The organism is Pseudomonas sp. A-1, assembly GCF_004801855.1.
Lineage (GTDB): Bacteria > Pseudomonadota > Gammaproteobacteria > Pseudomonadales > Pseudomonadaceae > Geopseudomonas.
Genome location: NZ_SSTC01000029.1, coordinates 1 through 20,674 on the forward strand (window position 1 = coordinate 1; position 20,674 = coordinate 20,674).

At 69.7% G+C, this 20,674-nt stretch carries 19 protein-coding genes; 7 read left to right on the plus strand and 12 right to left on the minus strand.

Features of this window, described 5'->3' with window-relative positions; translation table 11 throughout:
* From E5198_RS08650 to pedF, 9 genes are all read right to left on the minus strand, one after another.
* A partial coding sequence (locus tag E5198_RS08650; protein WP_136489641.1) for an aldehyde dehydrogenase family protein occupies positions 1-941 on the minus strand: 941 nt, incomplete at its 3' end.
* A 196-nt stretch (positions 942-1,137) separates the two neighbouring features.
* On the minus strand, positions 1,138-2,793 hold the full coding sequence (locus E5198_RS08655) for a methyl-accepting chemotaxis protein (RefSeq protein WP_136489596.1): 1,656 nt from the start codon (positions 2,791-2,793) through the stop codon (positions 1,138-1,140).
* Between the two features lie 189 nt (positions 2,794-2,982).
* Positions 2,983-4,767, minus strand: coding sequence for a PQQ-dependent methanol/ethanol family dehydrogenase (locus E5198_RS08660; RefSeq protein WP_136489597.1), 1,785 nt, complete (start codon positions 4,765-4,767; stop codon positions 2,983-2,985).
* Positions 4,768-4,938: 171 nt separating this feature from the next.
* On the minus strand, positions 4,939-6,828 hold the full coding sequence (locus E5198_RS08665; protein ID WP_136489598.1) for an SLC13 family permease: 1,890 nt from the start codon (positions 6,826-6,828) through the stop codon (positions 4,939-4,941).
* Positions 6,829-6,976: 148 nt separating this feature from the next.
* A complete protein-coding gene (locus tag E5198_RS08670; protein WP_136489599.1) occupies positions 6,977-7,186 on the minus strand; it encodes a hypothetical protein in 210 nt (69 codons plus the stop codon).
* Positions 7,187-7,471: 285 nt separating this feature from the next.
* Entirely contained in the window at positions 7,472-8,410 is a 939-nt protein-coding gene (locus E5198_RS08675; protein WP_136489600.1) for a quinoprotein relay system zinc metallohydrolase 1, read from the minus strand.
* 108 nt (positions 8,411-8,518) lie between these two features.
* A complete protein-coding gene (locus tag E5198_RS08680; protein ID WP_372239872.1) occupies positions 8,519-9,259 on the minus strand; it encodes a quinoprotein dehydrogenase-associated SoxYZ-like carrier in 741 nt (246 codons plus the stop codon).
* Between the two features lie 148 nt (positions 9,260-9,407).
* Positions 9,408-10,313, minus strand: a complete 906-nt coding sequence (locus E5198_RS08685) for an ABC transporter substrate-binding protein (protein ID WP_136489602.1) — start codon at positions 10,311-10,313, stop codon at positions 9,408-9,410.
* 6 nt (positions 10,314-10,319) lie between these two features.
* Entirely contained in the window at positions 10,320-10,757 is a 438-nt protein-coding gene (gene pedF, locus E5198_RS08690; protein ID WP_136489603.1) for a cytochrome c-550 PedF, read from the minus strand.
* 322 nt (positions 10,758-11,079) lie between these two features.
* Here pedF and exaA point away from each other — a divergent pair, with 322 nt between their 5' ends.
* Positions 11,080-12,954 (plus strand): quinoprotein ethanol dehydrogenase, encoded by a 1,875-nt coding sequence (exaA, locus tag E5198_RS08695; protein WP_136489604.1) that lies wholly within the window; start codon positions 11,080-11,082, stop codon positions 12,952-12,954.
* 157 nt (positions 12,955-13,111) lie between these two features.
* Positions 13,112-13,762 (plus strand): pentapeptide repeat-containing protein, encoded by a 651-nt coding sequence (locus E5198_RS08700; protein ID WP_136489605.1) that lies wholly within the window; start codon positions 13,112-13,114, stop codon positions 13,760-13,762.
* Positions 13,763-13,970: 208 nt separating this feature from the next.
* Here E5198_RS08700 and E5198_RS08705 read toward each other — a convergent pair whose 3' ends face one another.
* Genes E5198_RS08705 through E5198_RS08715 form a run of 3 tightly spaced genes read right to left on the minus strand, consistent with a single transcriptional unit; the run spans position 13,971 to position 16,348 of the window.
* Positions 13,971-14,615: a response regulator transcription factor gene (locus tag E5198_RS08705; RefSeq protein ID WP_136489606.1), complete on the minus strand. Its 645-nt coding sequence runs from the start codon at positions 14,613-14,615 to the stop codon at positions 13,971-13,973.
* Entirely contained in the window at positions 14,603-15,883 is a 1,281-nt protein-coding gene (locus E5198_RS08710; protein ID WP_136489607.1) for a sensor histidine kinase, read from the minus strand. Before E5198_RS08710 ends, E5198_RS08705 begins: the two co-directional genes overlap by 13 nt.
* Positions 15,884-15,910: 27 nt before the next feature.
* Positions 15,911-16,348 carry a copper-binding protein gene (locus E5198_RS08715; RefSeq protein WP_136489608.1) on the minus strand — a complete coding sequence of 146 codons (438 nt, stop codon included), beginning with the start codon at positions 16,346-16,348 and terminating at the stop codon, positions 15,911-15,913.
* Positions 16,349-16,504: 156 nt separating this feature from the next.
* Between E5198_RS08715 and E5198_RS08720 the strand changes: the two genes are divergently transcribed.
* From E5198_RS08720 to E5198_RS08740, 5 genes are read left to right on the plus strand one after another with little or no spacing between them, the layout of a single operon-like run.
* Positions 16,505-17,677, plus strand: coding sequence for an ABC transporter substrate-binding protein (locus E5198_RS08720; protein ID WP_136489609.1), 1,173 nt, complete (start codon positions 16,505-16,507; stop codon positions 17,675-17,677).
* A 3-nt stretch (positions 17,678-17,680) separates the two neighbouring features.
* Positions 17,681-18,166 (plus strand): tetratricopeptide repeat protein, encoded by a 486-nt coding sequence (locus tag E5198_RS08725; protein WP_136489610.1) that lies wholly within the window; start codon positions 17,681-17,683, stop codon positions 18,164-18,166.
* A 22-nt stretch (positions 18,167-18,188) separates the two neighbouring features.
* On the plus strand, positions 18,189-19,160 hold the full coding sequence (locus tag E5198_RS08730; RefSeq protein WP_136489611.1) for a YVTN family beta-propeller repeat protein: 972 nt from the start codon (positions 18,189-18,191) through the stop codon (positions 19,158-19,160).
* The gene (locus E5198_RS08735; protein ID WP_136489612.1) at positions 19,157-19,879 is read left to right on the plus strand and encodes an ABC transporter ATP-binding protein; all 723 of its coding nucleotides are present in this window, start codon (positions 19,157-19,159) and stop codon (positions 19,877-19,879) included. The genes E5198_RS08730 and E5198_RS08735 overlap by 4 nt, the downstream gene beginning before the upstream one ends.
* Positions 19,876-20,667: an ABC transporter permease gene (locus E5198_RS08740; RefSeq protein ID WP_136489613.1), complete on the plus strand. Its 792-nt coding sequence runs from the start codon at positions 19,876-19,878 to the stop codon at positions 20,665-20,667. The genes E5198_RS08735 and E5198_RS08740 overlap by 4 nt, the downstream gene beginning before the upstream one ends.
* The last annotated feature ends 7 nt before the right edge of the window (positions 20,668-20,674 follow it).

Sequence of the window (20,674 nt, forward strand, 5' to 3'; positions counted from 1 at the left end):
TAGATCGACTCCTGGATCAGCGCGCGCGACGGGCAGGTGCACACCTCGCCCTGGTTGAAGAAGGCCAGCACCAGGCCTTCGGCGGCCTTCTCGATGAACTCCGGCTCGGCGCGCATGATGTCTTCGAAGAAGATGTTCGGCGACTTGCCGCCCAGCTCGACGGTGCTGGGGATGATGTTCTCGGCGGCGCACTTGAGGATGTGCGAGCCGACCGGGGTGGAGCCGGTGAAGGCGATCTTGGCGATGCGCTTGCTGGTGGCCAGCGCCTCGCCGGCCTCGCGGCCGAAGCCCTGGACGATGTTCAGCACGCCCGGCGGCAGCAGGTCGGCGATGATCTCGGCCAGCACCATGATCGACAGCGGGGTCTGCTCGGCGGGTTTCAGCACGATGCAGTTGCCGGCGGCCAGCGCCGGGGCCAGCTTCCAGGCGGCCATCAGCAGCGGGAAGTTCCACGGGATGATCTGGCCGACCACGCCCAGCGGCTCGTGGAAGTGGTAAGCGGCGGTGGTGTCGTTGATCTCGGCGGCGGCGCCTTCCTGGGCGCGGATGCAGCCGGCGAAGTAGCGGAAGTGGTCGGCGGACAGCGGCACGTCGGCGTTGAGGGTCTCGCGCACGGCCTTGCCGTTGTCCCAGGTCTCGGCGACGGCGAGCACTTCCAGGTTCTGCTCGATGCGGTCGGCGATCTTCAGCAGGATGTTGGCGCGGTCCTGCACCGAGGTGCGGCCCCAGGCGTCGGCGGCGGCGTGGGCGGCGTCCAGTGCCAACTCGATGTCTTCGGCGGTGGAGCGCGGGAATTCGGCGATGGCCTCGCCGGTGACCGGCGTGGTGTTGGTGAAGTACTGGCCCTTCACCGGAGCCACGAACTCACCATTGATGAAGTTGCCGTAACGCGGCTTGAAGGAAACGACGGCGCCAGCGGTACCCGGTTGTGCGTAGATCATGCTCATGGCCTCTCTTTTATTGTTGCGGTCCGATCTGGTTCTGCGCGGACTGTGCGTTGATGGTGGCAGTCCGCACGCGGCGCAGGTATGCGCCGATGGAAGGCAGAAGCTCGTTATTTGGTAGTAACGGCCGCAAGAAAGGTTGCATGCGCGCCGGCAAAGCGCAAGGTGCCGCGCAGACGCCTTGCGCCGCCCGTCACGCCGCGGCGTGCTGGCGCTGGCGCGCCGGCTCGGGCGCCGCTGCGGCCTCCGGCCGGTAGCCCAGGCGCAGCCCGCCCCAGTGGCGCCCGTGGACGAGGATCGGCACCGACAGGTCGTGCATCAGCTCGCCGGTGTCGCGGGTGTAGGTCTGCATCAGCAGCGGCTGCTGGTGGCTGCCGCAGCGGATGCCGGTACGGTCGGTGAAGATGCGCTTGCTGCGGCTGTGCGCCATGTCCGCCTGCAGGTCGCCGGTGAGCGGCTGGCTGAACGCCAGGTTGTGGGTCGGCACGTAGCCGTCCGGCGTGCAGGCGATGGCGAACACCACGCCCTCGTGGCGCCCCAGCAGCGGTTCCTGGATGGCCGGCAGCACCTCGTCGGTGAAACGGTCGAAGCGGCTGGCGAACTTCTGCGGATGGGTGCCGGGCACCGGCCGGTAGTGGCGGTCGAACAGGTCGTCGAGGCTGATCCGTCCTGCCTTGATCGCCGCCTCGAACTGCCGGGTGATCGCCTGCGCGCCCTCGCGGGCCAGGTCGTAGACGCGCTGGTGGTAGTCGTCGAGGGCCACCGCGGCGAGCTGCTCGCTGATGTGCTCGGTCAGCTCCTCCAGCTTCATCGCCTCGCCCTCCAGGCGGCGGGTCTGCTCGTCGCTGACCGCCAGGTCGCTGCGCATCTGGTCGACCGCGGCGAACAGGCTGCCGAGCTGGCGCCGGTTGTCGTCGGAGCCGACGGCGATCTCGCTGATCTGCCGTTCGACATCCACCGACAGCGCGGCGATGCTCTCCAGGTGCTGGCCGGCGCGCTCCACCTCGTTGACCCCGGTAACCAGCTCGGCGGACAGACTGCGGATCTGCTCGACCACCTCGCGGGTGCGGCGCTGGATCTCGCCGATCATCTGCCCCACCTCGGCGGTCGCCGTCGCGGTACGCCCGGCCAGGCTGCGCACCTCGCCGGCCACCACGGCGAAGCCGCGGCCGTGCTCGCCGGCGCGCGCCGCCTCGATGGCCGCGTTGAGCGCCAGCAGGTTGGTCTGGCTGGCGATCTCCTCGATCACCCCGGTGACCCGCTGGATATCCGCGCTGCGCCGGTTCAGCTCCTCGATCAGCTCGCGGCTGGCGCCGGCCTGCTGGCGCAGCTGCTGCATGCGGCCGATGGTGTCGACCAGCACGCGGCGGCCGGCATCGCTGCTCTGCCGCGCCTCGATGGCGGCCTCCACCGCCTGCTTGCTGAGCGCCGAGGTCTGCGCCTCGGTGGCGATCATCACCTCGGCGCTGCCGACGATCTGCGCGGCGGCGGTGACCTGCGACTCGACCCGCTCGGCCAGCTGCTGCGCCGAGTAGGCGACGCCGGCGGCCGACAGGGCGTTGTGACTGATCGAGTGGGACAGGCCGCGGGCCAGTTGGTCGACATCGACACCGGCCGTGCTGCCACCCCGCGAGCGGCGGCGCACGAGCAGCGCCACGGCGGGCAGCGCCGCCAGCAGCAGGGCCAGGCACAGCCAGAACGGCAGCCAGCCCTGCGCCTGGGCGAGCAGCAACAGGGCCGCCACGCCGCCCGGCAACAGGCGTTCGGCGAGCGTGCGGAAACGGATGGATGTCATGGGGGCTCCTCGCTGGAGGCGCCGGCGCCGGCAGGCAGGGCGGCCTGTGGCCATCCGCTACTGCCGCCGGGCTTGCCGGCCTTGTTCTTGTTGGAAGCACGGCAGACCGTCGGGGAACATGGCGGCGGTCGCCTTGCGCGGGACATCGCCTGGATATCGGCCGCCGCACCGCAAACTTGAGCGACCGGCAGACGCGACGAGGCCGGCAAGTCGCCGGCCTCGTGCACTGCTACAGCGGACGGATCAGCGCTTGGCCACCGCCGCCACTTCCTTGGGCAGCTTGAAGGTCCACACCATGCCGCCCTGGTTGAAGTCCTTGATGCGCTTGGCCACCTCGCCGCCCCACAGCGGCACGGCGCCGCCCCAGCCGGACAGCACGGAGACGTACTGCTCGCCGTCCATCTCCCAGGTGATCGGCGAGCCGATCACGCCCGAGCCGGTGTTGAACTCGTAGAGCTTCTTGCCGGTCTTGGCGTCGAAGGCCATCAGGAAGCCTTCCGGGTTGCCGGTGAACACCAGGTTGCCCTTGGTGGCCAGCACGCCGCCCCACAGCGGCGCGTAGTTCTTGTAGCGCCAGACTTCCTTGCCGGTCTTCGGGTCGATGGCGCGCAGCACGCCGATGTAGTCCTCGTTGAGCGGGTGGATGGTGAAGCCGGCGCCGAGGTAGGCCGCGCCCTTCTTGTAGGCGGTGCCCTCGTTCCAGATGTCCATGCTCCACTCGTTGGACGGCACGTAGAACAGCCCGGTGTCCTGGCTGTAGGCCATCGGCATCCAGTTCTTGCCGCCGAGGAAGGACGGCGCCACGGTGACGGTCTTGCCCTGCGCACCGGCGTCGCCCGGCGAGCCCGGACGGTTGGCGTCGTCGTAGATCGGCCGGCCGTTCTTGTCCAGGCCCTTGGCCCAGGTGATCTTGTCGACGAACGGGAAGCCGCGGATGAACTTGCCGTTGGTGCGGTCGAGCACGTAGAAGAAGCCGTTGCGGTCGGCGGTGGCCGCCGCCTTCACGGTCTTGCCGCCGTCCTGGTAGTTGAACGACACCAGCTCGTTGACGCCGTCGAAATCCCAGCCGTCGTGCGGGGTGGTCTGGAAGTGCCACTTGATGGTGCCGTCGTCCGGGTTCAGCGCCAGGCGCGAGGACGAGTAGAGGTTGTCGCCGGGGCGCAGGTGCGAGTTCCACGGCGCCGGGTTGCCGGTGCCGAACAGCAGCTGGTTGGTTTCCGGGTCGTAGTAGCCACCCAGCCACGGCGCCGCGCCGCCGGTCTTCCACAGGTCGCCCGGCCAGGACTTGCCGGCCTCGCCGCCGGTGATGCCGTTCTCGACCTTCTTGCCGTCCTTCCAGACGTAGCCCATGTGGCCTTCCACGGTCGGACGGGTCCACAGCAGCTCGCCGTTCTTCGGGTTGTAGGCCTCGATCTTGCCGACCACGCCGAACTCGCCACCGGACACGCCGGTGATCAGCTTGCCATTGACCACCAGCGGTGCGGCGGTGATCGAGTAGCCGGCCTTGTAGTCGGCCACGGTCTTCTTCCACACCACCTTGCCGGTGTCCTTGTTGAGGGCGACCAGCTTGGCGTCGAGGGTGCCGAAGATCACCAGGTCGCCGTACAGGGCGACACCGCGGTTGATCACGTCGCAGCACGGCATGATGCCGTCGGGCAGGCGGGCGTCGTACTGCCAGAGTTCCTTGCCGGTGCGCGCGTCGACGGCGAACACCCGCGAGTAGGAGGCGGTCATGTACATCACGCCATCCTTGACCAGCGGCTGGGCCTGCTGGCCGCGCTGCTTCTCGCCACCGAAGGAGAACGCCCACACCGGACGCAGCTGGGTGACGTTGTCGGCGTTGAGGGTGTTCAGGGTGCTGTAGCGCTGGCCCTGCAGGCCGAGACCGTTGGTGACGACCTCGCCGGGAGTCTGCGCATCCTTGAGGATGTCGTCGTCGGTGACGGCCCAGGCGGACAGACCGGACAGCGCCAGCGCAAGGCCCAGCGTGGTCCTGGCAAAGGAATGGGTGAGACCGGAGTGCTTCATTGCGGCTACCTCTGCGGGTTCATTGTTATGTGCCGGGAATTTTTCCCGGTCTGTAGCGAATTCTTCGCCGCAGGGGGTGGCGCAACAATTGATCGCGGGGAGCAAAGACATGCTTCCTTGGTAGCAATACCCGCCCGCAAGCCGCGCGCGGCGCGGGTTCGGAGCGGGCTCTCAGAGTGGCCAGACCCACAGCAGCATGGGCACCCCCACCGCCAGCACGACCAGCTCCAGCGCCAGTCCCAGGCGCCAGAAGTCGCCGAAGCGCAGCCCGCCGGGGCCGAGGATCAGGGTGTTGTTCTGGTGGCCGATGGGGGTGAGGAAGGCGCAGGAGGCGCCCACCGCGATGGCCATCAGGAAGGCGTCGGCGTTGACCCCGAGCTGCGCCGCGCTGCTCAGGGCGATCGGGCTCATCACCGCGGCGGTGGCGGCGTTGTTCATCAGGTCGGAGAGGAACATGGTCACCACCAGCAGCAGCACCAGCGCCAGCAGCGCCTCGCCGCGCGCCAGGTGCTCGAGCAGGAAACGGGCGATGACGCCGGCCGCGCCGGTGGAGAACATGGCGTCGGCCACCGGCAGCATGGCGCCGAGCAGCACGATCACCGGCCAGTCGATCGCCGCGTACAGGGCGCGCGGCGGCACCAGGTTGGTCAGCGCGAAGGCCAGCGCACCGCCGGCGAAGGCCACCGCCGCCGGCAGCACGCCGAAGGCCGCCAGCGCCACCGCCGCCAGCATCAGCACCCCGGCGAGCAGCGCCTGGCCCGGCCTCGGCACGCGAATGTCGCGCGGCGCCAGCGGCAGACAGCCGAACAGCCCGGCGAAGCCGGCCAGCGCCTCCTCGCCGCCCTGCAGCAACAGCATGTCGCCGGCGCTCAGCGTCGTCGAGCGCAGGCGGCGGATCACCCGCAGGCCCTGGCGCGAGATCGCCAGCAGGTTGATGCCGTAGCGGCTGCGCAGCTCCAGATCCCTGGCCGAGCGGCGGATCAGGCTGGAGCCCGGCATCACCACCAGTTCGCGGATCACCAGCTCCTCGCTGCCGGCCCGGCTTCTCGGCGCAGCATCCGCGACCTCCCCACCCGGCTCCGGCGCCTGCCCCGCTCCGGGTGCCTGGTCCGCCGCCGCGGCCGACAGATCGCCACCCTCCTCTGCGGGCAGCGGCTCCGGGGCCGGCGGCGGCACGTCCTCCACCAGCTTGGCGCCCAGGCTGGCCAGCGCCGGGGACAGCGACTCCGGCTCGACCTCGATGATCAGGATGTCGCCGGCCTGCAGGCGCCGGCGCGGTGCCGGCGAGGCGATGCGCACGTCGTGGCGGACCAGGCCGACGATCTGCGCGTCGCAGTCGTCGAGCAGCTGCTCGACCTCGCGCAGCATCTTGTCGGCCGCCTTGCCGCCCTCCTCGATGCGCACCTCGCTGAGATAGCTGTCGCTCTCGAAGTGCGCGGTGCCGGCCGGGCGTTGCGCCGGTACCCAGCGCCAGCCGAGCAGACCGACGAACAGCACGCCGAGCAGCGCCACCGCCAGCCCCACCGGGGTGAAGTCGAACATGGCGTAGCCACCCAGGCCGCTGGAGGCACGGTAGCCGGAGACGATCAGGTTGGGGGGCGTGCCGATCAGGGTGGTCATGCCGCCGAGGATCGAGGCGAACGACAGCGGCATCAGCACCTGGCCCGGCGCCAGCTGGTGCTTCGCCGCCAGCTGCAGGGCGATCGGCATCAGCAGGGCCAGGGCGCCGACGTTGTTCATGAACCCCGACAGCAGCGCGGCCAGCCCCAGCAGCGCCAGCAGGCTGCTGGTCGGCCCGCCGCTGCCGGGCAGCAGGCGCTGCGCGAGGATGTCCACCGCACCGCTCTGCTGCAGGCCCTGGCCGAGCACCAGCACGCAGGCGACGGTGATCACCGCCGGATGGCCGAAGCCGGCGAAGGCCTCCTCGGCCGGCACCAGGCCGAGCAGCACGCAGGCCAGCAGCGCGGCCAGCGCCACCAGGTCGTGCCGCCAGCGGCCCCAGAGGAACAGCGCCAGGGTGACCAGCAGCACCGCGACTATCGCCATCTGGGAGCCCGTCATGCCCACCGCCTCGCCCGGTCCGACTGAGTTGAACCCTAGCCAGCGGCGGGCCGGGCGACAAGCCCGGTCCCGGAAACGCAACGCCCCGCACGCAGGCGGGGCGCAGGACCGGCGGCAGGGCGCGCCGGCGACCGGACGGAGCGGGCGGTCAGGCGTTCCTGGCGTGCCGGGCCGGGTCGAACGGCATCGGCCAGTTGAGCAGCTGGCTCGCCTTGGCCAGCTGGCTGCTGGCCGCCGGCAGTACATCGATGCCGTGCTCGCCGCGGATGATCTCCTGGATCAGATGATGCGCCTGGTCCACCAGTTCGGCGATGGCGATGCGCTCCTGGGCGCGCCACTCCAGCTCCATCTGCAGCATCCGGCCATCCGGGGCTTCGCGCTGCTCGCTATCGCAATGGCCACAGCACTCAGGCTGGCCGTCCGGGGTCCCACTGGTCTTGCAGTTCATCAAAATCCCTCTATGTCGTCGCTCGGTCTCGAGCTCACTCGCCCGTACAGTTTCCTCCGACGCCAGGGGCCTGCCCCGGCACTGTTTAACATTTATGAAATCGACCGCTGCCCCGGACATTGATCCAGAGCAATGCCAGGCGTTCCAGCCGGGAAGTGGGCCGGATGGCGCGCGGATCGGGCGGTTCCGGCGCCCCTACTGCCCCGCATCCACCCGCCGGAACACCTGCGCCTCGTACCTGGGGTAGAGGTGGCTGACCGTGCGGATCAGCTCGAAGCGGGTCAGGCTGATGGCGGCGAAACGCTCGGGGATCGGCGCCTGCATCGCCTCGTTCATGTCCAGGCCGGCGACCGCCGCCTCGCGCAGCAGACCGTCGAGCCAGCCGAGGTAGTCGCGCATCTGCACGAAGGGCTCGCGCCCCGTGGCGACCGGGCCGTGGCCGGGCACCAGCAGCTTGTAGGGCAGCTTCTCCAGCTCCGCCAGGTCGCCCAGCCAGACCTCCAGCCCCGGCGTCTGCGGGGTGGTCAGGGCGCGCTGGTAGAACACCAGGTCGGCGGCGAACAGCACGCCGGTGGTCTGGTCGAACACCGCCAGGTCGGCGCCGGTGTGGCCGCTGAAGGCCAGCAGCTGCAGGCGGTGGCCGCCGATCTCGCGCACGCCGGGCTCCAGCGTCTCGTCGGGCAGCAGCACCTCGGTGCCGCGCATCCAGTCGCCGAGCAGGCGGTACATGTTGTCGGCGAAGGCGCCGCCCTGTTCGGCCAGCAGCTCGCGGGTCTTCGCCAGGCTGGCGATGGGCACATCGCTGAAGGCCTGGTTGCCGAACACGTGGTCGGGGTGGTGGTGGGTGTTGATCACCAAGGCGATCGGCCGGTCGGTGACCCGGCCGATGGCGGCGCGCAGCGCCTCGCCGTAGCGCTTCGAGATGCCGGTGTCGATCAGCACCACCCCGGCCTCGGTGACGATGAACGCCACGTTGACGATGTTGCCGCCGTTGGCCATCTCGAAGTTGCCGGTGCTGCCTTCCAGCAGCCAGGTGTCCGCGGCGATCTGCCGGGGCTCGAGGTCGTAGGCCAGCTCGGCCGCCATCAGCGGCAGGCTGAGGAAAATCGCCACGAGCAAGGTAACCAAACGCATGCTGCCTCCTTTGCAATGTGATCGGTGCGCACGGCGCACCCTACCCACGCCGACGCGCATTCGCGCGCCCTGAACCGTGGGGTGCGCCACGCGCACCTGGCTGGACACTCAGAACGCCGCCTCGAACTCGTTGCCGTTGTTGTCGCGCAGCCACAGCTGCTGGTCGGCGTCCTGGCCGTCCAGCTGCAGGGTCAGGGTCGGGTTCTCGCTGACCGAGGGGTGCAGCTCCAGGCTGGCCAGCACCGCGCCGCCCGCGCCACGCAGCTCGGCGCGCTCGACGAAGAACTCGGGGATGCCGCCGGACAGGCCGTTGTCCATCGGGTGGGCGATGCGCAGGCGCAGGCGGCTGCCGTCGCCCTGCGGGAAGCGGGCGCCGAAGATCTCGCCGAGGTGTTCCTCCCAGCCGGCCTGGGCGCGCACCGCGCTGGGCGCGGTGCAGCCGCCGCCGGCGGCGTCGACGCGGGTCGAGCCGACGTGCCAGGTGCCGTCGCGGGTCAGCACCGCGGCGCGGATCGGCGTGGCCTGCTCGACGCGGATGTTGAGGGCGATGCGCGGTGCCACCGGCCCGCTGGGGAAGAAGGTGAAGATGTGCGGGATCGGGTTGAGCTCGGCCCAGGCGACGATGCGCACCACCTCGCTGCCCAGCGCCGAGGCGTCGATGCTGATCGGCACCTGGCGCGAATCCTCGGCGAACGGTGGCGCGCTGAGGCGCACCCGCTCGTCGAACTCGTAGGGCGCCTCGCCGAGGAAGCGCGTCTGGTGGAAGCTCCACATCGGCGACTGCAGCGGATCGGACTCCGCCGCCCACAGCGGATTGCTCAGCAACAGCCAGCCCAGCGCCAGCCCCATGCTCCGGATGGTCATTCCCTGCCTCCTTCCCGTGTAGGGTGCGCCATGCGCACCGATAGCGCTCCTGCGCCTGCAACCCGGGACGCAGAGCGTCCCGGCAGACGCTCCCACGCCGGAGCGTGGAAGCGATCAGGCGTGGGAGCGACGCTCACTCGCCGTGGGTCTGCGCCTGCACCTCGCCCTCGTACAGCTCGGGCACCTCGTAGCGCAGGCCGTAGCGCGCGTAGACCTTTGCCAGCTCGCCGGAGCCGATCAGCTCCACCAGGGCGCCCTCCAGGGCATAGGCCAGCTGGCGGTTGCTCTCGTGCACCGCCATGCCGATGTCCCACTGCTGGCGGCCCATCTCCGGATAGGCGTTGTCGGCGGCCTTGAGCTGCGGATCCCCGGCTTCGTGCAGCAGCCAGTCGATCTCGCCGCGCATGGCCATCACCGCATCCACCTTGCCCTCGCGCATGGCGGCGAAGGCCAGCGGCGGACTCGGATAGTGGCGGGTGTTGCCGCTCATGCGCCCGCCGAACACCGAGCTCATGTAGAACGACGGCACGCTCTCCAGCTCGACGCCGATGGGGTGGTAGCCGAACACCGCGACGCTGGGCACTTCCTTGAGGCGGCGGGTGTCGTGGGCGACCTGCCAGCGCTCGCGCTGGTAGGGGCCGAACATCACCACCAGCTCGTTGACCAGCTCGCCCAGCTCGTTGCGCTTGAACGCGTAGTTGCGGTCGTAGGGCACCCGCAGCATGACGTCGGCGAGTTCGTCGGGGCGCAGGTAGTGGCCCTTCCAGACGAAGTTGCGCAAGTCGTCGTCGAGCTTCTCGCCCGGCGTGATCCACATCAGCTCCAGGCGCAGCTCCTGGCTGTCGGCGAGCTTCTGCGCCAGCTCGACGTCGACGCCGCGCGCCTGGCCGTCCTGCTGGTAGCTGTAGGGAGGGAAGTTCTCGTATACCGCCACCTTGAGCACTCCCGAGGCGACGATGTCGTCGAACGGCCGGACCTGCGCCTGCGCGCCCTGGGCGAGCAGCAGCAGGCTGGCGAACAGCAGGGCGAGCAGGCGCATGGCGGCTTACTCCGTGATGGCGACGCTTTCCAGGTAGCTGCGGATGGCCCACAGGGCTTCCTGGCTGAGGAAGTCGGCCATCTTCGGCATGTACACGCGACCGTCGCGCACCGCGCCGTTGATCACCCGCTCCTTGAACCACTCGTCGCCCTCGATGCCGGCATCCAGCATGCGCAGGTCGGGGGCGATGCCGCCGGAGATGGCATCCAGGCCGTGGCAGCGCGCGCAGTTCTGGGTATAGGCGGACTTGCCGATTTCCACGGCATGGGCATTGTTCTCGTAGGGCGCGCGATAGGGGTTCTCGTCACGCCACTCGCTACCCAGCTGCTCCAGGCCGGCGGTGTTGACGGCCTGCGGCGTCACGTCGCCATGGGCCAGGACCTGGGTGGCGGCGCCGAGGGCCAGGGTAGCCAGAAGGGCCGGCAGGAATTTCTTGTTGTTCATGGCGATACCTCGTTTCGATGCGGTGCAAGGCGGTGCATTCCAGGACGCGGAATGCGTTGATCGCATCTTAGGGAGACGACGGCCAGAGCCAGTATTCTGCTTTGGTGCCCGCGCCCTACTCCCTTGGTATGAGACCTTGGAAGCAGTACCTGGGGCCCTTCGGAGCAGACCCTTGGTAGCAGAACAAGTCATTGTTTCAAAAGGGATTTTTTCCCGAAGACAGCGGGAAGTCTTCCCTATCCGGCACATCGTCCCGGGGCCACTATCGGGGTGAGCGGCTGCCCCGCGCAGCCTTCCACCACCGACCAGGGATACCGCCCCCATGACAACAAGAGAGATCCTGCCCTCCGCTCCGCGCCCGCTGAGCCGCACCATCCACTGTCTGGTGCTGGCCGCGGGCCTCGGCCTCGGCCTGCCGGCGCTGGCCAAGACGGTCAGTTGGGAAGACATCGCCAACGACCACGTCACCACCGCCGACGTGCTGCAGTACGGCATGGGCACCAGCGCCCAGCGCTACAGTCCGCTGGCGCAGATCAACACCGACAACGTGTTCAAGCTGACCCCGGCCTGGTCCTACTCCTTCGGCGACGAGAAGCAGCGCGGCCAGGAATCCCAGGCCATCGTCCACGACGGGGTGATCTACGTCACCGGCTCCTACTCGCGGGTGTTCGCCATCGACGCCAAGACCGGCAAGCGCCTGTGGACCTACAGCCACCGCCTGCCCGACGACATCCGCCCGTGCTGCGACGTGGTCAACCGCGGCGCCGCCATCTACGGCGACAAGATCTACTTCGGCACCCTCGATGCCGCGGTGGTCGCGCTGAACAAGGACACCGGCAAGGTGGTGTGGAAGAAGAAGTTCGGCGACCACGGTGCCGGCTACACCATGACCGGCGCGCCGACCATCGTGAAGGACCAGAAGACCGGCAAGGTGCTGCTGATCCACGGCAGCTCCGGCGACGAGTTCGGCGTGGTCGGCCAGCTGTTCGCCCGCGACCCGGAGACCGGCGAGGAAGTCTGGATGCGCCCGTTCGTCGAGGGCCACATGGGCCGCCTGAACGGCAAGGAGAGCACCCCGACCGGCGACGTCAAGGCGCCGTCCTGGCCGGACGATCCCAAGTCGCCGACCGGCAAGAAGGAAGCCTGGAGCCACGGCGGCGGCGCGCCCTGGCAGAGCGCCAGCTTCGACCCGGCGACCAACACCATCATCATCGGCGCCGGCAACCCGGCGCCGTGGAACGGCTGGGCGCGCACCAGCGAGGGCGGCGATCCCAAGGACTACGACAGCCTGTACACCTCCGGCCAGGTCGGCGTCGACCCGAGCACCGGCGAGGTGAAGTGGTTCTACCAGCACACCCCCAACGACGCCTGGGACTTCTCCGGCAACAACGAGCTGGTGCTGTTCGACTACAAGGACAAGGACGGCAAGACCGTCAAGGCCACCGCCCACGCCGACCGCAACGGCTTCTTCTACGTGGTCGACCGCGCCAACGGCAAGCTGCAGAACGCCTTCCCGTTCGTCGACGGCATCACCTGGGCCAGCCACATCGACCTCAAGACCGGCCGCCCGGTGGAGAACGAAGGCCAGCGCCCGGCCAAGCCCGAGCCGGGCGAGAAGCACGGCAAGGCGGTGGAAGTGTCGCCGCCGTTCCTCGGCGGCAAGAACTGGAACCCGATGGCCTACAGCCAGGACACCGGACTGTTCTACGTGCCGGCCAACCACTGGAAGGAGGACTACTGGACCGAGGAGGTCGCCTACAAGAAGGGCTCCGCCTACCTCGGCCAGGGCTTCCGCATCAAGCGCATGTACGACGACCACGTCGGCATCCTGCGCGCGATGAACCCGACCACCGGCAAGGTGGCCTGGGAGCACAAGGAGAAGCTGCCGCTGTGGGCCGGCGTGCTGGCCACCAAGGGCAACCTGGTGTTCACCGGCACCGGCGACGGCTTCCTGAAGGCCTTCGACGCCAAGACCGGCAAGGAGCTGTGGCAGTTCAACGTCGGCACCGGGATCATCTCGCCGCCGATCACCTGGGAGCAGGACGGCGAGCAGTACATCGGCGTGACCGCCGGCTACGGCGGCGCGGTGCCGCTGTGGGGCGGCGACATGGCCGAGCTGACCAAGCCGGTCGCCCAGGGCGGCTCGTTCTGGGTGTTCAAGCTGCCGAGCTGGGACGCCAAGACCGCCAAGCGCTGAGGACCTGGCAGGAAAAACCGGGCGTCTCTCCGCCGCCCGGCTTCTGGCGGGGGCGCCCGGTGCGTCCCCGTCCTTTTTCCGCTCACCGCCCGTAGGGTGCGCCGTGCGCACCTCCCCTCTTCATGGTGCGCACGGCGCACCCTACAGGAATGCTGCCATGAGCCCTCTTCTGCTTCTGCCGCTCGCCCTGCTGTCCCTCGCCAGCCATGCCCACGCCGACGACGAGGGCGCCACGGTGATCAACGGCTGCCGCCTGGAGGCGGAAAGCCGCTGCCCCGGCGCCGACCTGCGCGGCGCCAACCTGCGTCATCTGGACCTGCGCCGGATCGACCTGTCCGGCGCCGACCTGAGCGGCGCCGACCTGCGCCATGCCCGGCTCGACCTGGCCAACCTGGAGAAGGCCCGGCTGCACAAGGCCGACCTGACCCGCGCCAGCCTGCAGCAGGCCAACCTGCGCCTGGCCGACTTTTCCGGCGCGCGGCTGGTGGCGATCAACGGCTGGGCCGCGCACGGCCAGGCCGCACGCTTCACCGGCGCCGACCTGACCGGCGCCAACCTGGAATTCGCCCGCCTGTCCGCGGCGCGCCTGCACGACGCCAACCTGACGGCCGCCAACCTGGAGATGGCCTGGCTGAGCAAGGCCGACTTCAAGGGCGCCACGCTGCGCGACGCCAACCTGCAGGAAGCCAAGATCAACGACGCCAACCTGGAAAACGTCGACCTCGCCGGCGCGCGCCGCCACTACGCCACCTTCCAGGGCACCAACATGGAAGGCTGCAGGGAGTGCCCGCTGGATTGGGAGAAGTGAGAGAGAACCGGATTTGTAGGGGCGAATTCATTCGCCAGACACCTCGCAAAGGCGAATGAATTCGCCTCTACAGGCTCGGCACTCAGGCGCAGTGGCGAAGGGTTGGCAAGCCGCGCAGCGATTGCCAGCCAACCGGGTTGCAGCACGGGAAGCGGTAGAAAACCGCTGCGCGGGTTTTCTACCCTACGGTCCTGTCCTGCGGCCTGCCCTACGCCCCGACTTGCCCCACCCGCAGCAGGCCGGTGTCGATGGCCAGGTGCACCAGTTCACCCTGGCTGGCGACCTGCAGCTTGTTCTTCAGCAGGGTCTGGTAGTTGGACACGGTCTTGGCGCTGATGCACAGCTTCTCGGCGATCTGCCGCAGGCCGACGCCGCGGGCGAGCATGACGAAGATCTCCAGCTCGCGCTGGGTCATGCCGCGAAGGCGCGGGTCCTGGTCCTCCTGGCCGGAGCAGGCCAGCGCGGTGGCCAGGCCGTGCTCGAGGTAGGTGTGCCCGGCCAGCACCTTGCGCACCGCCTCCAGCAGCACCTGCGGCGGCGCGCTCTTGGTCAGGTAGCCGCTGGCGCCGGCCTCCAGCGCCTTGCGCACCACCGGCAGCTCGTCGTGCATGCTGAAGAACAGCACGCGCAGCCCGGCGTGGCGCGCCAGCAGGCGCCGCGCGGTCTCCAGGCCGCTGATGCCGGGCAGGCCGACATCGAGAATCAAGAGGTCCGGGCAGCCCTGGGCCACCCGCTGCAGGGCTTCCTCGCCGCTGGCCGCCTCGCTCACGGAAACGTCCTCGAGCAGGGTCGCCAGCAGGCTGGCGTAGCCCTGGCGCACCACCGCATGGTCGTCGACTATCAGGATGTGCATGTCGTCCACTCCCGCCACGGAATATCCACGCACAGGCGCAGGCCGCGGGGCGCGGCGCCGTGCAGTTGCAGGGCGCCGCCGAGGCAGCGCGCCCTCTCGCGCATCGAGCGCAGACCGACGCCCTCGCGCAGTTCGGCCGGCAGGCCGCGGCCGTCGTCGCACACCTCCAGGCGCAGCAGCGCGCCGCGGCAGGTCAGGCCGACCCGCACCCCGCGCGCGCCGGCATGCCGGGCGACGTTGGTCAGCGCCTCCTGCAGCAGGCGATAGACGTGTGCGCGCGCCTCGTCGCGCAGCCGCGGCAGCGCCGCGTCCAGCTCCAGTTCGCAGGCGATGCCCTGCTGCGCCTGCCACTGCTCGACGTGCTGGCGCACCGCCTCGCCGAGACCGAGGCGTTCCAGCACCACCGGATAGAGGTCGCGCACCAGGCTGCGGAAGCTCTGCTGCATCTGCTCGCCGTTGTCCTGCAGGCGCCGGCTGATCGCCGCGACCTGCTGCGGCGACTCGCGGCAGGCGTCGAGCAGGTAGAGCTGGGCGCGCATGCCGGCGAGGATCTGGCCGAGGTCGTCGTGCAGCGCCTGGGCCAGGCGGGTGCGTTCGCGCTCCTGGGTCTCCAGCAGCGCCGCGGTCAGCGCCTGGTTGTCGGCGCCGGCCTGCTGCAGGGCCTGGGCCATGGCGTTGACCTGCCCGGCCAGCCGGCGCGCCTCGGGCTGGGCATAGGCCGGCAGGCGGGTGTCCAGCGCACCGCCGGCGATCGCCTGCAGGGCGCGCAGGATGTCGGTGAGCAGCGTCAGCCCCCGGCGCACCAGCCAGGCGCTGGCGCCCAGGCACAGCAGCCAGGCGACGAGAAACAGCGCCAGCAGCTGCAGCAGCGACTCCCACACCTCGTCCAGCTCGTCGACGGGACTGACGCGGATGCTCAGGCTGCGGCCGTCGGCCAGCGCCACCCGGTACACCGGCAGGTCGGCGAAGCGCCCGGCGGCCCACAAGGCAAGGGGGTTGTCCGCCGTGTCGCTGCTGGCCCTAGCGCCGCCCCCCCAGTCCAGTTCGAGGTGGCGCAGGTTGGCGGTCAGGCTCTCGTCGAGCAGCGCCGGATCGTCCGCCGCGCGCAGGGCGAGGAAGCGCGCCACGCTGTCGGCGGCCTGCAGCTCGCGGCGGATGTCCAGCTCGGCCTGGCGCAGCAGCAGCGCCAGGCACACCAGCAGCACGGCGAGGAACAGGCCGCTGACCAGCAGGCTGGCGCGGCCGAGGGCGGAAAGCGGCGCAGCCACGGGATCAGGCCTCGCAGGGGCGGCGAATCAGCGCACCACGAACACGCCGAGCATGCCCTTGCCTTCCAGGCCCTTGGCGTAGAAGCGGTACTTGCCCGGCTTGATCGGCACGAAGAAGATCTCCGCCTCGCCGGCGTCCTCGAACTCCAGCTCGTTGAGGGTGGTCGCCTTGACCTCGACACCGCCGGCCTCGACCTTGCGCAGGTAGATGGCGCCGGCGAACTCCGGCGCCTGGAAGGCGTACTCCTTGCGTCCGCTGGCGATGATCTTCAGCTGGTAGGCCTTGCCGGTTTCCAGGCGGTACTCGGTCTGCGACAGGCTGTAGTCGCTGGCTTCCGAGCCCATCACCAGGTCGGGCAAGGCTTCGGTGCGCCGGGTCAGGTCGCCGGCGGCGTGGGCGCCATCGAAGCCGAGCATGGAGAGGATCAGCACGGCAGGCAGGGCCAGGGTTCTGAGCGGGGACATGGGCAAGGCTCCTGTACTTGTTGTTGTCGGAGTCCATGCTAAGAGCAGCATCCCGCCGCCGAATCAGTACCTTGGTACCGGTCCGGCGGTACTTTCTGCATATTTGCCTGCCCCCACTCCCTTCCTAAGCTGGCAGCAACCCCATCGGAGGCTGCCATGCGTACCCTGCTGCCCTGCCTGATCACCACCCTCGGCCTGCTCGCGGCCGGCCCGGCCAGCGCCGCGCTGGAAGTGCGCATCGGCTACCTCGGCTACACCCCGGAGCGCGGCCCGGTGCTGTCCAACGTCATCCCCGAGCCGACCGACGCCGGCCTGCGCGGCGCCGAGCTGGCCATCGAGGACAGCAACAGCACCGGGCGCTTCCTCAAGCACAGCTATCGCCTGGACAGCGTCGAGGCCGCCAGCCCCTCAGCGCTGCTGGAGCAGGCGCGCGCCCTGCACGAGTCCGGCCTGCGCCTGTTCGTGGTCAACGCCCCGGCCGACAGCCTGCGCCAGCTGGCCGCAGCCATGCCGGACAGCCTGCTGCTCAACGCCGGCAGCGCCGACGACAGCCTGCGCACCGACGCCTGCGCGGCCAACGTGCTGCACACCCTGCCCAGCCGCGCCATGCTCGCCGACGCCCTCGGCCAGTTCCTCGCCGCGCGCAAGTGGCAGCGCGCCCTGCTGATCCCCGGCCCGACCGCCGACGACCAGGCCTACGCCGACGCCCTGCGCCGCGCCGCCAGGCGCTTCGGCGTGAAGATCGTCGCCGAGAAGCCGTGGACCTTCGACAACGACCAGCGCCGCAGCGCCCAGGCCGAGATGCCGCTGTTCACCCAGACCGCCGAGTACGACGTGGTGCTGGTCGCCGACGAACGCGGCGACTTCGGCGAGTACGTGCCCTACCACACCTGGTACCCGCGCCCGGTGGCCGGCACCCAGGGCCTGACCCCGACCGGCTGGCACAAGACCGTGGAAACCTACGGCGCAGCCCAGTTGCAGAAGCGCTTCGAGGAACACGCGAAACGCTGGATGAACGACCGCGACTTCGCCGCCTGGATCGCCGTGCGCAGCATCGCCACCGCGGCGAACAAGCTGAAGAGCAGCGATCCCGCGGCGATCCGCCAGCTGGCGCTGTCCGCCGAGCTGCCGCTGGACGGCTTCAAGGGCCGCAAGCTGAGCTTCCGCGACTGGAACGGCCAGCTGCGCCAGCCGATCCCGGTGGTGCAGCCGCGCGCGCTGGTCACCACCTCGCCGCAGGACGGCTTCCTGCACCCGGTCACCGACCTCGACAGCCTGGGCTACGACCGCCCGGAAAGCCGCTGCCGCCTCAACGAGAAGGATCTCTGAAGCATGCGCTATCTCACGCTCCCACTACTGCTGTGCAGTCCCCTGGCGCTGGCCCAGGAAACCAGCGACCTGAGTTACGAGGCGTACATCGACAGCGACAAGCGCATCAAATGCCTGTACGGCTACGCCGCCGAGAAGACCGGCAACCATGCGGCGGCCATGCAGATCTTCGAGGACTGCATCCGGCGCTGGAACGACGTCTACTCGATGATCTGGCTGGCGCAGATGTACGAATCCGGATCCGGCATGCCGGTAGACCTGGGCAAGTCCGCCGAGCTGATGCGCCGGGGCGCCAGCCAGCCGGATGACGCGCCCTACGTCAGCCTGGCCCGCTACCACTGGGGCGTGGCCCTGAGCGAAGGCCGCGGCGTCCCCGCCGACCCGGCGGAAGGCCGGCGCTGGCTCGAGAAGTCGGCCGCGGCCGGCGAGAGCGAGGCCATCGGCTATCTGCAGCGCCTGGCCGCACACGCCGCCGTACCCCGCCAATGACAACAAGAAGGTAGAACATCACATGCACGCGTCCCGCCTTGCCCGCCTCATCTCCGCCCCGCTGCTGCTCGCCGCCGGCAGCGCCCTCGCCGCCACCGCCTACGTGTCCAACGAGAAGGACAACAACCTCAGCGTGATCGACCTGGACAAGCTGGAGACGGTGGCGACCCTCGAGGTCGGCATGCGCCCGCGCGGCCTGACCCTGTCCAGCGACAACAAGCTGCTGTACATCTGCGCCAGCGACTCCGACCGCGTGCAGGTGATGGACCTGGCCAGCCGCAAGATCGTCAAGGAACTGCCCTCCGGCGCCGACCCCGAGCAGTTCGCCCTGCACCCCAACAACCAGTGGTTGTACATCTCCAACGAGGACGACGCGCTGGTCACCGTGGTCGACGTCGACAGCGAGCAGGTCAAGGCGCAGATCGACGTCGGCGTCGAGCCGGAAGGCATGGCGGTCAGCCCGGACGGCAAGTGGGCGGTGAACACCAGCGAAACCACCAGCATGCTGCACTGGATCGACACCACCACCCACGAGCTGGTCGACAACACCCAGGTCGACCAGCGCCCGCGCCACGTCGAGTTCAGCCAGGACGGCAAGCTGCTGTGGGCCTCGGCGGAGATCGGCGGCACCGTCACGGTGATCGACGTCGCCACCCGCCAGCCGGTGAAGACCCTGAACTTCGCCATCAAGGGCGTGCACCCGGACAAGGTGCAGCCGGTGGGCGTCAAGCTGACCGCCGACGGCAGGTACGCCTTCGTCGCCCTCGGCCCGGCCAACCACGTGGCGGTGGTCGACGCCAGGACCTACGAGGTGCTCGACTACCTGCTGGTCGGCCGCCGCGTCTGGCACATGGCCTTCACCCCCGGCGAGAAGCAGCTCTTGACCACCAACGGGGTCAGCGGCGATGTCTCGGTGATCGACCTGGACAGCCTCAAGGTCACCAAGTCGATCAAGGTCGGCCGCTACCCGTGGGGCGTGGTGGTGACGCCATGATCGGCCTCGAGGTGTCCGGGGTCGGCTTCGCCTACGGCGCGCGCCAGGCGCTGGCCGGGCTGGATTTCGCCCTGGCGCCCGGGCGCTTCAACGCCCTGCTCGGCCCCAACGGCGCCGGCAAGTCGACCCTGATCGCCCTGCTCACCCGCCTCTACGACCTGCAGGAGGGCGACATCCGCATCGGCGACTGCTCGATCCGCCAGCAGCCGCGCCGCGCGCTGGCACAGATCGGCGTGGTGTTCCAGCAGAGCACCCTCGACCTCGACCTCTCGGTGGAGCAGAACCTGCGCTACCACGCCGCCCTGCACGGCCTGCCGCGTGGCGTGGCGGCCGAGCGCATCGAGCTGGAGCTGGACCGCCAGCAGCTCGCCGAGCGCCGCCGCGAGCCGGTGCGCGCGCTCAACGGCGGCCACCGCCGCCGCGTGGAGATCGCCCGCGCGCTGCTGCACCGCCCGCTGCTGCTGCTGCTCGACGAGGCCAGCGCCGGCCTCGACCCGGCCAGCCGCCAGGCGCTCAACCAGCACGTGCGCACGCTCTGCGCCGAGGACGGCCTGACCGTGCTGTGGACCACCCACCTGTTCGACGAGGTGCAGGCCGACGATCCGCTGCTGATCCTCCATCGCGGCCGCCTGGTCGCCCGCGGCACTGCCGCCAGCCTCGCCGAAGGCGGCGAGGACCTGCCCGCCAGCTTCGCCCGCCTGACGGAGGTTGCCGCATGACCGCCTATCTGGAATGCCTGCGCGGCATCGTGCTGCGCGAATGGCTGCGCTTCGTCCAGCAGCGCTCGCGCTTTCTCAGCGCGCTGGTGCGCCCGCTGCTGTGGCTGCTGGTGTTCGCCGCCGGTTTCCGCGCCGCGCTGGGCATCGCCATCATCGAGCCCTACGACACCTACATCACCTACGAGACCTACATAGTGCCGGGGCTGGCCTGCATGATCCTGCTGTTCAACGGCATGCAGGGCTCGCTGTCGATGGTCTACGACCGCGAGATGGGCAGCATGCGCGTGCTGCTGATGAGCCCGCTGCCGCGCCCGTTCCTGCTCGCCGCCAAGCTGCTGGCCACCAGCCTGCTGTCGCTGTTGCAGGTGTACGCCTTCCTCGCCATCGCCTGGCTGTACGGCGTGCAGCCGCCGGCCTGGGGCCTGCTGTATGCCCTGCCGGCGCTGCTGCTCGCCGCGCTGATGCTCGCCGCGCTGGGCCTGTTGCTGTCCAACGGCATCCGCCAGCTGGAGAACTTCGCCGGGGTGATGAACTTCGTGATCTTCCCGCTGTTCTTCCTGTCCTCGGCGCTCTACCCGCTGTGGAAGATGCGCGAGGCCAGCGAGTGGCTGTACTGGCTGTGCGCGCTCAACCCGTTCAGCCACGCGGTGGAGCTGGTGCGCTTCGCCCTCTACGAGCGCCTGAGCGTCACCGCCCTGCTGGTCTGCCTGGGCGTCACCGCGCTGTGCAGCCTGCTCGCCGTGCTGACCTTCAACCCGCAGCACGCGGCGCTGCGGCGCAACGCCTGACCCCGCG

Excerpts from the sequence above, each read along its gene's own strand:
- E5198_RS08655 (WP_136489596.1), bottom strand. The coding sequence starts at position 2,793 with ATGGCCACAGGCCGCCCTGCCTGCCGGCGCCGGCGCCTCCAGCGAGGA.
- E5198_RS08660 (WP_136489597.1), bottom strand. The coding sequence starts at position 4,767 with ATGAAGCACTCCGGTCTCACCCATTCCTTTGCCAGGACCACGCTGGGC.
- E5198_RS08665 (WP_136489598.1), bottom strand. The coding sequence starts at position 6,828 with ATGACGGGCTCCCAGATGGCGATAGTCGCGGTGCTGCTGGTCACCCTG.
- E5198_RS08670 (WP_136489599.1), bottom strand. The coding sequence starts at position 7,186 with ATGCTGCAGATGGAGCTGGAGTGGCGCGCCCAGGAGCGCATCGCCATC.
- E5198_RS08675 (WP_136489600.1), bottom strand. The coding sequence starts at position 8,410 with ATGCGTTTGGTTACCTTGCTCGTGGCGATTTTCCTCAGCCTGCCGCTG.
- E5198_RS08680 (WP_372239872.1), bottom strand. The coding sequence starts at position 9,259 with ATGGGGCTGGCGCTGGGCTGGCTGTTGCTGAGCAATCCGCTGTGGGCG.
- E5198_RS08685 (WP_136489602.1), bottom strand. The coding sequence starts at position 10,313 with ATGCGCCTGCTCGCCCTGCTGTTCGCCAGCCTGCTGCTGCTCGCCCAG.
- pedF (WP_136489603.1), bottom strand. The coding sequence starts at position 10,757 with ATGAACAACAAGAAATTCCTGCCGGCCCTTCTGGCTACCCTGGCCCTC.
- exaA (WP_136489604.1), top strand. The coding sequence starts at position 11,080 with ATGACAACAAGAGAGATCCTGCCCTCCGCTCCGCGCCCGCTGAGCCGC.
- E5198_RS08700 (WP_136489605.1), top strand. The coding sequence starts at position 13,112 with ATGAGCCCTCTTCTGCTTCTGCCGCTCGCCCTGCTGTCCCTCGCCAGC.
- E5198_RS08705 (WP_136489606.1), bottom strand. The coding sequence starts at position 14,615 with ATGCACATCCTGATAGTCGACGACCATGCGGTGGTGCGCCAGGGCTAC.
- E5198_RS08715 (WP_136489608.1), bottom strand. The coding sequence starts at position 16,348 with ATGTCCCCGCTCAGAACCCTGGCCCTGCCTGCCGTGCTGATCCTCTCC.
- E5198_RS08720 (WP_136489609.1), top strand. The coding sequence starts at position 16,505 with ATGCGTACCCTGCTGCCCTGCCTGATCACCACCCTCGGCCTGCTCGCG.
- E5198_RS08725 (WP_136489610.1), top strand. The coding sequence starts at position 17,681 with ATGCGCTATCTCACGCTCCCACTACTGCTGTGCAGTCCCCTGGCGCTG.
- E5198_RS08730 (WP_136489611.1), top strand. The coding sequence starts at position 18,189 with ATGCACGCGTCCCGCCTTGCCCGCCTCATCTCCGCCCCGCTGCTGCTC.
- E5198_RS08735 (WP_136489612.1), top strand. The coding sequence starts at position 19,157 with ATGATCGGCCTCGAGGTGTCCGGGGTCGGCTTCGCCTACGGCGCGCGC.
- E5198_RS08740 (WP_136489613.1), top strand. The coding sequence starts at position 19,876 with ATGACCGCCTATCTGGAATGCCTGCGCGGCATCGTGCTGCGCGAATGG.